Origin of the sequence: Promicromonospora sp. NPDC057138, assembly GCF_042670845.1 — a bacterium.
Lineage (GTDB): Bacteria > Actinomycetota > Actinomycetes > Actinomycetales > Cellulomonadaceae > Promicromonospora.
The window spans coordinates 55561-64814 of sequence record NZ_JBHUUX010000021.1 but is presented as its reverse complement, the minus strand read 5'-3'; the positions used below and the strand labels follow the sequence as shown (position 1 = coordinate 64814).

The window sequence follows — 9254 nt, the reverse complement described above, 5'->3', positions numbered from 1 at the left end:
CCGATGACGGACGCGTAGGCGCAACGGTCACGCTCACAGCACTCAGCGGTCCGACGGCGGGACCGTGACCTTCTGGTCGGGCTCGTCGGCCGAGGACTCCGGCTCGTCGTCGAGCTGCCGGTGCGAGAACCAGCCGACCACCTTGTCGACGATGAAGCCCATGGCGACACCCAGCACGACTCCGATCACTATCGCCAGCAGGGGCGAGTGGCCGAGCCACTGCGCGGCGACGAGGCCGATCCCCGCCGAGTAGAGCGCCCACATCGTCGCCGCGATCGCGGCGATGAACATGAACCGGCGCCGGGGATAGCCGACGGCGCCCGCCGTCATGTTGACGGCCACGCGGCCGATCGGGATGTAGCGCGCCGCCAGGATGAACGAGGCTCCACGGCGGGCCAGCGCACGCTCCGCCCAGTCCACCGCCCGGCGTCCACGCTGCGACTGCAGGAACGGCACGCGGTCGGTGCCGATCATCTTCCCGATCTGGTACGCGATCTGGTCGCCCACCCAGGCACCCGCTGCCGCCGCCACCAGCACGAGCCACATCCACGGCGTGCCCGTGCTGTACGCGGAGACGGCGAGAGTGATCACCACGGACTCGCTCGGCAGCGGCGGGAAGAAACCGTCGATGGTCGCGAACGCGAACATCGCCGGGTAGATCCACGGCGAGGCAGCCATCGCGAGGATCCACGCCTCGGTGGCGCTCAGTACTGTGGAAATCAGATCGAGCACGGGACCTCGAAAGTCTCGGCCGGGAACTGCCCGTCGACAGGTTCAGGACGGCGCCCGGGTGGCTGGGGACGGCACCTCATAGTGCCTGCAGCCAGCCTACGCAAGGGGTGCCCCTGAAACGCATCAGGGGTACCCCTGGTAGAACCCCGCTTCCCAAGGATTCACGGGGCGTTCACGCCCGCCGCCTCGACGCCGCCGGCGCGGCCCCGCGCCCGCTACAGCGCCAGCCGCTCCCGCACGACGGCGGCCAGGTCCTCGGCCACCTTGTCCGCCTCGTCCTGCGCCGGTGCCTCGACCATGACCCGTACCAGCGGCTCCGTGCCGGACTGGCGCAGCAGCACCCGGCCGGTGTCCCCCAGGCGTGCTGTCGCGTCGGCCACGGCCGTCTGGACGCCTTCGTCGGTACCGGCGCGGGACTTGTCCACGCCCGGCACGTTGACGAGGGTCTGCGGCAGCCGCTTGATCTCACCCGCAAGATCACCCAGTCGCTTGCCCGACGCCTTGACCCGCGCGGCGAGGTGCAGCGCCGACAGGACGCCGTCACCGGTAGTGGCGTGGTCGGCCAGGATGATGTGGCCGGACTGCTCGCCGCCCAGGCCGAAGCCGTGGGCGCGCATCTCCCCCAGCACGTATCGGTCGCCGACGGCGGTCTGCACCGTAGTGATCCCGCGCTCCCGCATGGCGAGGATCAGGCCGAGGTTGCTCATCACCGTCACCACGAGGGTGTCGCCCGGCAGGCGGCCCTCCTCCTTGAGCGCGGTGGCGAGGATCCCGAGGATCTGGTCGCCGTCCACGATGGCGCCCGTGTGGTCGACGGCCAGGCAGCGGTCGGCGTCGCCGTCGAACGCCACGCCGAAGTCCGCCTCGGAGGCCACGACGACGGCCTGGAGCTGCTCCGGATGGTTGGAGCCGCACTTCTCGTTGATGTTCCGGCCGTCCGGGCTGGCGTTCATCACCACGACGTCCGCGCCGGCGGCACGCAGCGCCTCAGGGCCCACCTCGCTCGCTGCGCCGTTGGCGCAGTCCAGGGCGATCCGCAGGCCCTCGAGGGGCCGGTGGTCGGGGGTGGTGCCGACGCTGTCGGTCAGGTGCCGCACGTAGCGCTCGGCGGCGGCCTGGCCGTCCGTGCGGATGCGCCCGACGCCGGCGCCCGTGGGGCGCTCCCAGTCGTCGCCGAGCGTGGCCTGGATGGCGTCCTCGACGGCGTCGTCGAGCTTGAGCCCGCCGCGGGCGAAGAACTTGATGCCGTTGTCCGGCATCGGGTTGTGCGAGGCGGAGACCATGACGCCGAGGTCGGCCTCCAGCTCCGTCACCAGGTACGCCAGCGCGGGCGTGGGCAGCACGTTGAGCATCACCACGTCGACGCCCGCCGACGCGAGTCCCGCGGCGACGGCGCCCGCGAGGAACTCGCCCGAGGCGCGCGTGTCCCGCCCGACGACGGCCCGCGGCCGCGGGCCCAACAGCTCACCCTGCGCCGTCAGTACCCGCGCGGCTGCAGCGCCCAGCTCCAGCGCCAGCTCTGCCGTGATGTCCTTGTTGGCGAGACCCCGAACCCCGTCGGTGCCGAACAGCCTGCCCATACCGCTTCTCCTCGATCGTCCGGAGCTCCACCGTAGCGGCGTCCGGCAACTCGGCTACTGCGCTGTCTGCCGCGCACAAATACAGATGGCCCCGCCGAACAGTGTCGAGACTGTTCGGCGGGGCCACCAGCCAAGCGCTGGATCAGCGCTTGCTGTACTGCGGAGCCTTGCGGGCCTTCTTCAGACCGGCCTTCTTGCGCTCGACCTTGCGGTCGTCGCGGCGGAGGAAGCCGGCCTTCTTGAGCTCGGCGCGGTTGGCGTCCTCGTCGATCTCGTTCAGCGCACGGGCGATGCCCAGCCGCAGGGCGCCGGCCTGGCCCGACGTGCCGCCACCCGTGATGCGGGCGATGACGTCGAAGCGGCCCTCGACCTCGACCAGCTGCAGCGGCGAGTTCACCAGCTGCTGGTGCACCTTGTTCGGGAAGTACTCCTCGAGGGTGCGGCCGTTGATCTTCCAGGTGCCGGTGCCGGGGACGAGGCGCACGCGCGCCACGGCCTCCTTGCGGCGCCCGAGGGCCTGAGCCGGGGCGGTGATGGACGAACCGCGCGTTGCCGGCGCAGCAGTCTCGGTGGTGTAGTTGCTGGGCGTCTCTGCGCCCTGCTCGATGTCGACGGTGGTCTCGGCCACTGTGATGTCCTCGCGTCCTTCGCGTTGCGATCCGGCAGCGGCCTCAGGCCTGCTGCGAAACCTGGGTGATCTCGAACGGCTTGGCCTGCTGCGCCGTGTGCGGGTGCTCAGAGCCTGCGTAGACCTTCAGGTGGGTCATCTGCGTCCGACCGAGCGAGGTCTTGGGGATCATGCCGCGCACGGCCTTCTCGATGGCGCGCTCCGGCTTGGTGTCCAGGAACTCGCCGTACGGGGTGGCAGTGAGGCCGCCCGGGTAACCCGAGTGGCGGTAGGCCATCTTGGTCTCACGCTTGTTGCCGCTCAGCGCGACCTTGTCCGCGTTGATGATGATGACGAAGTCACCACCGTCGACGTGCGGGGCGAAAGTCGGCTTGTGCTTCCCGCGCAGCAGTGTGGCGACCTGGCTTGCCAGGCGGCCCAGGACGACGTCGGTCGCGTCGATGACGTACCAGTCGCGCTGGACGTCGCCGGGCTTGGGGGTGTACGTACGCACGGTTCGTAACCTTTTCGTTTTCGGTGTCGTCGGGCGAGAAGCAGCGCCCGAAGAGTCAGGTCGTTGTGCGCGGGGGTCAGAGTGACGTCCGGGCCGTTCGTCGGCACGCGAGTGGGCTCGGTGTTGACGCAGGACGTCGTGACAAAGCACAACGACTCATTAGAGTACCTGGCGCCTTCCCCGGGGGTCAAAGCGAAGCGGGTCATCGGCGCGAGTTCGTGGGCATGAGGTTCGACACGTCCGGCCTCTGGCGTCCGCGCCGAACTGGTGCCACGGTAGGAACATGACCGAGGAGACCCCAGCCACCATGCCCGGACCGGACGGCATCGCCGAGGGCGATTCCGACCAGCTCTCGTCCGAGGACTCCCTCTACAGCCGGGGCACGAAGGACTTCCTCGACGAGGGCTACTCCCCGCCCGACCGCCCCCGCAAGAACCACTGGGGCGAGACCTCGTGGGAGGAGCGGCACGGCGAGCCGATGGACCAGCGCCTCAAGGAGGAGGAGCCGGACCTCTGGGAGACCGACCCGCTCGACCGCGCCGACACGTCGCGCGCGGGACGGCTCGTCTCCGACCCCGACGCGGACCCCGGCAGCTACGCCCGCGAGGACGGCAACCGCGAGAACGACCTGTACGGCATGGACGCGGGCATCGACGGCGCGGGGGCGAGCGCCGAGGAGGCCGCAGTCCACTGGGTGGACGAGCCCTGACTACCTCGGCGCCGCCGTGTCGTCCCAGAGGTCCTCGTCCATGCGCTTGGCCCGGACGGCGTCGGCGCGGGCCGCGAGCTCGGCGTCCGGCGGGAACGTGATCTCCTCCAGGCACAGCCCCTCCGGCGGCACGACGAAGACGCCGGCGTCCCGGCGCTTGCTCGCCAGGAGCTCCGCGGGCCAGCTCGGGGGCCGGCGCCCCTCCCCGACCGCTATCGACGCGCCGACGAGCGCACGCACCATGTTGTGGCAGAACGCGTCGGCGACGACGTGCCCGACCGCGAGCCCCGCGTCGGGCCCGGCGGCGGGCCTCACCCAGGCGATGCGCTGCAGCTCGCGGATGGTCGTCGCCCCGGGCCGGGGCTTGCAGTACGAGGCGAAGTCGCGCACGCCCGTGAGCGGGCGGACGGCGTCGTCCATCGCGGCGACGTCGAGCGGCTTGCGGGTCCACAGGACGTGCCTGCGGCGCAGGGGGTCGCGGAGGGCCGACGCGTCGGCGATCCGGTAGGTGTAGCGACGGCGCAGGGCGGAGAAGCGCGCGTCGAAGCCGGGCGGTGCCTGCACGGCACTGCGCACGACGACGTCGGTGGGGAGCACGCTGGCCAGGCGGGCCACCAGGGCCTCCTCCGGGGCGCGGCCGGAACCCGCGGAACGACCCGGGAGCCTGGCCCAGGCGCCTGCCTCGATGTCGACGTGCGCCACCTGTCCCCGCGCGTGGACGCCCGAGTCGGTGCGCCCGGCGACTGTGAAGCGGGGCGTCGGACTGCCCCTCAGCTCGCTGCGCAGAAGCCGCGCGAGGCCGTCCTCGAGGGTGCCCTCCACGGTGCGCAGCCCGGGCTGGCGCGCCCAGCCGGCGAAGTCCGTTCCGTCGTACGCGAGGTCGAGACGGACCCTGATGAATTCGTTCACGGCAGCCATCTTCTCCGATTCTCTCGCCAGGGTTCGTACAGTGACGTCATGGCAGACACCCTCACGCTCGCTGTGGACTGTGGTGGCGGCGGGATCAAGGCGGCCGTCCTCGACCGCTCCGGCACCGCCCACGCGTCGCCGGTCCGCGTGCCGACCCCCTACCCGCTGCCGCCCGAGCTGCTCGTCGACACGATCGCGAAGATCGCCACCGACCTGCCCGCGGCCGCACGGGTGACCGTCGGGCTTCCCGGCATGATCCGCAGCGGCGTCGTGGTACACACGCCGCACTACATCACCCGGTCCGGCCCGCGTTCGCGCGTGGTTCCCGCGCTGGCGGACGCGTGGCGCAACTTCGACATGCGCGCGGCGGTCAGCCGGGCCCTCGGCCTGCCGGCGCTCGTCCTGAACGACGCCGAGGTGCACGGCGCCGGAGTGGTCGCGGCGTCGGGCCTCGAGCTGGTGATCACGCTCGGGACCGGCCTGGGGACGGCGATGTTCCACGGCGGGCGCATAGCTCCGCACCTGGAGTGGTCGCGCGCCCCGGTGCGCCGCAGCCTCACGTACGACCAGTACATCGGCGAGCCCGAACGGCGTCGGCTCGGCGACGGGCTGTGGTCCCGCCGGGTGGTCACCGTGGTCGACGGGCTGCGGCCCGTCTTCCTCTGGGACCGCCTCTACATCGGCGGCGGCAACTCGCGGTGCATCACACCCTCGGCCCTCGCCCGCCTGGGCGACGACGTCGTCATAGTCCCGAACTCGGCCGCTCTGGTCGGCGGCGCGAGAGCCTGGGACCTCCCGCCCGCCGTCTGACCCACAACCAGGCACGGGGTTGTGGGGACGACGACGCCGGGCCGCACCCTCCGTACGGAAGGTGCGGCCCGGCGTCGTGCGGGGGAAGAAAGAGGCTCAGGCCTCCTTCTTGTCCTCCGGGGTCTCCTCTGTGGCGTCCTCGACCGGGGCGTCGGTGACGTCCTCGACCGGGGCGTCCTCGACGACGACGTCCTCGACGGGCGCCTCGGCCGCGGGGGCGGCCTTCTCGGCGGCCTTGGTGGCCTCCTTGACGACTGCCTGCTTGGGGCTCACGGGCTCGGTGATGAGCTCGATGACCGCCATCGGCGCGTTGTCGCCCTTGCGGGTGCCGATCTTGGTGATGCGCGTGTAGCCACCGTTGCGCTCGGCCATGGCCGGAGCGATCTCGGTGAAGAGCGTGTGCACCACGCCCTTGTCACGCACGACGGTGAGGACGCGGCGACGGGCGGACAGGTCGCCCTTCTTCGCGAACGTGATCAGACGCTCAGCCAGGGGACGCAGGCGCTTGGCCTTGGTCTCCGTGGTCGTGATGCGGCCGTGCTCGAAGAGGGAGGTCGACAGGTTCGCGAGGATCAGTCGCTCGTGAGCCGGGCTACCGCCGAGCCGCGGACCCTTGGTGGGGGTAGGCATTACTTGTCTCCTTGGAAGTGGTTCCGCGCGTCCGGCCTAGGCCGGACGCGGGACGTCAGTACGACTGCTCGTCGCCGCTGTAGGCCGCGGAGTCGCCACCCTCGAAGTACGAAGCGCCGGCCGGATCGAAGTCCAGCGGCGAGTCCTTGAGGCTGAGGCCGAGCTCGGCCAGCTTCTCCTTGACCTCGGTGATCGACTTGGCACCGAAGTTGCGGATGTCGAGCAGGTCCGCCTCGCTGCGAGCCACGAGCTCGCCCACCTGGTGGATGCCCTCGCGCTTGAGGCAGTTGTACGAACGGATGGTGAGGTTGAGCTCCTCGATCGGCAGCGCCAGGTCCGCGGCCAGCGCGGTGTCCGTCGGCGACGGGCCGATCTCGATGCCCTCGGCCTCGACGTTCAGCTCACGTGCCAGGCCGAACAGCTCGACCAGGGTCTTGCCAGCCGATGCGAGCGCGTCGCGAGGCGTGATCGCCTGCTTGGTCTCGACGTCGACGATGAGCTTGTCGAAGTCGGTGCGCTGCTCGACTCGGGTGGCCTCGACCTTGTACGTGACCTTGAGGACCGGCGAGTAGATCGAGTCAACCGGGATGCGTCCGATCTCCGCGTCGAACTGCTTGTTCTGCGCGGCGGACACGTACCCACGGCCCCGCTCGACGGTCAGCTCGATCTCGAGCTTGCCCTTGTCGTTGAGGGTGGCGATGTGCAGGTCGGGGTTGTGTACCTCGACGCCCGCCGGCGGAACGATGTCCGCGGCGGTCACGGTGCCGGCGCCCTGCTTGCGCAGGTACATCACGACGGGCTCGTCGTTCTCCGAGGAGACGACGAGGTTCTTGATGTTGAGGATGATCTCGGTGACGTCTTCCTTCACGCCCGACACGGTGCTGAACTCGTGCAGCACACCGTCGATGCGGATGGACGTGACGGCCGCGCCCGGGATGGACGACAGCAGGGTGCGACGCATCGAGTTGCCGAGCGTGTAGCCGAAGCCAGGCTCGAGCGGCTCGATGGAGAAGCGGGAACGGCTCTCCGAGATGACCTCTTCGGTCAGCGTGGGGCGCTGTGCGATGAGCACTGTGGGTGTCCTTTCAGTGTGCGTCCGCTATATGACGCATCACGGCATGCGATCTCTCGCGGCCCGGGCGGATCTCTGTCACCGTCCGGGCGAAGGTGCTCACCGCGAACGGTGAGCGAACGTCGCGGTCGCGGTGCGACCCCGCGGCCCGAAGGCCGTGCAGTCGCACCGCGGCGCGGCGGATATCAAACGCGGCGACGCTTCGGGGGGCGGCAGCCGTTGTGCGCCTGAGGCGTCACGTCCTGGATCGAGCCGACCTCGAGGCCGGTCGCCTGGAGCGAGCGGATGGCGGTCTCGCGACCGGAACCCGGGCCCTTCACGAAGACGTCGACCTTCTTGACGCCGTGCTCCTGCGCGCGGCGAGCGGCCGACTCGGCGGCCATCTGCGCGGCGTACGGGGTGGACTTACGCGAGCCCTTGAAGCCGACGTGGCCGGCAGAGGCCCACGACACCACGGCGCCGGACGGGTCGGTGATCGAGATGATCGTGTTGTTGAACGTGGACTTGATGTGCGCCTGGCCGAGCGGGACGTTCTTCTTGTCCTTACGGCGCGGCTTGCGGCCGGCGGCGGCGCGAGTCTTGGGAGGCATGTGTTTTGAAATCTCCTGGTCTGATCGGACCGGGGCGGTCTCAGCTCGGTGAGCCGACCGCTCCACGGACTGCTATCAGCGGGCCTTCTTCTTGCCCGCGACGGTGCGCTTGGGACCCTTGCGGGTACGCGCGTTGGTCTTTGTGCGCTGACCACGCACCGGCAGGCCGCGACGGTGGCGGATGCCCTGGTAGGTGCCGATCTCGACCTTGCGGCGGATGTCGGCCGCGACCTCACGGCGGAGGTCACCCTCGAGCTTGAAGTTGCCCTCGAGGTGGTCGCGGAGCGCAACGAGCTCGGCGTCGCCGAGGTCCTTCACGCGGACGTCCGGGCTGATGCCCGTTGCGGCCAGGGTCTGCTTCGCGCGGGTACGACCCACACCGAAGATGTAAGTGAGCGCAACCTCAAGCCGCTTGTCGCGGGGGAGGTCGACGCCGATAAGACGTGCCATGTGCCTTCCGGCTCCTGTACTGCTCGTCGGAGGTCTGCCGCACCGCCATCCCGCGATTCATGCGGGCCCCGGCCTCCGGACCGAGGGTTCCCCTCTCCCGCGCGGTTGCCCGCTGGGTGAGGTTCGAGGTGGTGCGCTGGTGGTGGCCTCAGCCACCGACCCGGGCAGATGCCCGGGAGGTGATCAGCCCTGGCGCTGCTTGTGGCGCAGGTTGTCGCAGATCACCATGACGCGACCGTGCCGGCGAATCACCTTGCACTTGTCGCAGATCTTCTTGACGCTCGGCTTGACCTTCATCGGATTTTTCCTCCGCGACGCGCGTCCGGTCTCCCGTGGCGCACGCAGCAGTGTCGTGGGTGGTCGATCATGCGGCGACGTCACCTCCGGCCAGGCCTCGAGTGACATAGCCCCGGATCGGGGACTGACTACTTGTAGCGGTAGACGATCCGGCCGCGGGACAGGTCGTACGGGCTGAGCTCCACCACCACGCGGTCCTCGGGGAGGATCCGGATGTAGTGCTGACGCATCTTGCCCGAGATGTGCGCGAGAACCTTGTGACCGTTCGACAGCTCCACGCGGAACATCGCGTTCGGCAGAGCCTCGATCACGCTGCCCTCGATCTCGATGACACCGTCCTTCTTTGCCATATCC

At 70.0% G+C, this 9254-nt stretch carries 13 protein-coding genes; 2 read left to right on the top strand and 11 right to left on the bottom strand.

Annotated features, from left to right (window positions below):
• Positions 1–42 precede the first annotated feature (42 nt).
• The 4 genes from ACFT2C_RS14030 to rplM all read right to left on the bottom strand — a co-directional run bounded on the left by ACFT2C_RS14030 (position 43) and on the right by rplM (position 3433).
• Entirely contained in the window at positions 43–732 is a 690-nt protein-coding gene (locus ACFT2C_RS14030) for a DedA family protein (protein WP_377207668.1), read from the bottom strand.
• A gap of 215 nt (positions 733–947) precedes the next feature.
• Positions 948–2312, bottom strand: a complete 1365-nt coding sequence (glmM, locus tag ACFT2C_RS14025) for a phosphoglucosamine mutase (protein ID WP_377207667.1) — start codon at positions 2310–2312, stop codon at positions 948–950.
• 142 nt (positions 2313–2454) lie between these two features.
• Positions 2455–2940: a 30S ribosomal protein S9 gene (rpsI, locus tag ACFT2C_RS14020; protein ID WP_377207666.1), complete on the bottom strand. Its 486-nt coding sequence runs from the start codon at positions 2938–2940 to the stop codon at positions 2455–2457.
• Between the two features lie 43 nt (positions 2941–2983).
• The gene (gene rplM, locus ACFT2C_RS14015; RefSeq protein ID WP_129788499.1) at positions 2984–3433 is read right to left on the bottom strand and encodes a 50S ribosomal protein L13; all 450 of its coding nucleotides are present in this window, start codon (positions 3431–3433) and stop codon (positions 2984–2986) included.
• Positions 3434–3716: 283 nt separating this feature from the next.
• Here rplM and ACFT2C_RS14010 point away from each other — a divergent pair, with 283 nt between their 5' ends.
• Complete coding sequence (locus ACFT2C_RS14010; protein WP_377207665.1) at positions 3717–4142, top strand: DUF5709 domain-containing protein; 426 nt, start codon at positions 3717–3719, stop codon at positions 4140–4142.
• Here ACFT2C_RS14010 and truA read toward each other — a convergent pair whose 3' ends face one another.
• Positions 4143–5060: a tRNA pseudouridine(38-40) synthase TruA gene (gene truA, locus ACFT2C_RS14005; RefSeq protein ID WP_377207664.1), complete on the bottom strand. Its 918-nt coding sequence runs from the start codon at positions 5058–5060 to the stop codon at positions 4143–4145.
• 39 nt (positions 5061–5099) lie between these two features.
• Here truA and ACFT2C_RS14000 point away from each other — a divergent pair, with 39 nt between their 5' ends.
• Positions 5100–5861 carry an ROK family protein gene (locus ACFT2C_RS14000; protein WP_377207663.1) on the top strand — a complete coding sequence of 254 codons (762 nt, stop codon included), beginning with the start codon at positions 5100–5102 and terminating at the stop codon, positions 5859–5861.
• Positions 5862–5957: 96 nt separating this feature from the next.
• On the opposite strand, the gene rplQ is transcribed toward ACFT2C_RS14000, so the two are convergent.
• The 6 genes from rplQ to infA all read right to left on the bottom strand — a co-directional run bounded on the left by rplQ (position 5958) and on the right by infA (position 9250).
• Positions 5958–6491, bottom strand: coding sequence for a 50S ribosomal protein L17 (gene rplQ / locus ACFT2C_RS13995; protein WP_377207662.1), 534 nt, complete (start codon positions 6489–6491; stop codon positions 5958–5960).
• Between the two features lie 55 nt (positions 6492–6546).
• Complete coding sequence (locus ACFT2C_RS13990; protein WP_377207661.1) at positions 6547–7563, bottom strand: DNA-directed RNA polymerase subunit alpha; 1017 nt, start codon at positions 7561–7563, stop codon at positions 6547–6549.
• A 185-nt stretch (positions 7564–7748) separates the two neighbouring features.
• Entirely contained in the window at positions 7749–8153 is a 405-nt protein-coding gene (rpsK, locus tag ACFT2C_RS13985; protein WP_020016139.1) for a 30S ribosomal protein S11, read from the bottom strand.
• Positions 8154–8228: 75 nt separating this feature from the next.
• Positions 8229–8603, bottom strand: coding sequence for a 30S ribosomal protein S13 (gene rpsM, locus ACFT2C_RS13980; protein WP_377207660.1), 375 nt, complete (start codon positions 8601–8603; stop codon positions 8229–8231).
• 183 nt (positions 8604–8786) lie between these two features.
• Positions 8787–8900, bottom strand: coding sequence for a 50S ribosomal protein L36 (rpmJ, locus tag ACFT2C_RS13975; protein WP_003956441.1), 114 nt, complete (start codon positions 8898–8900; stop codon positions 8787–8789).
• Positions 8901–9028: 128 nt separating this feature from the next.
• Positions 9029–9250 (bottom strand): translation initiation factor IF-1, encoded by a 222-nt coding sequence (infA, locus tag ACFT2C_RS13970; protein ID WP_020016137.1) that lies wholly within the window; start codon positions 9248–9250, stop codon positions 9029–9031.
• Positions 9251–9254: the final 4 nt, after the last annotated feature.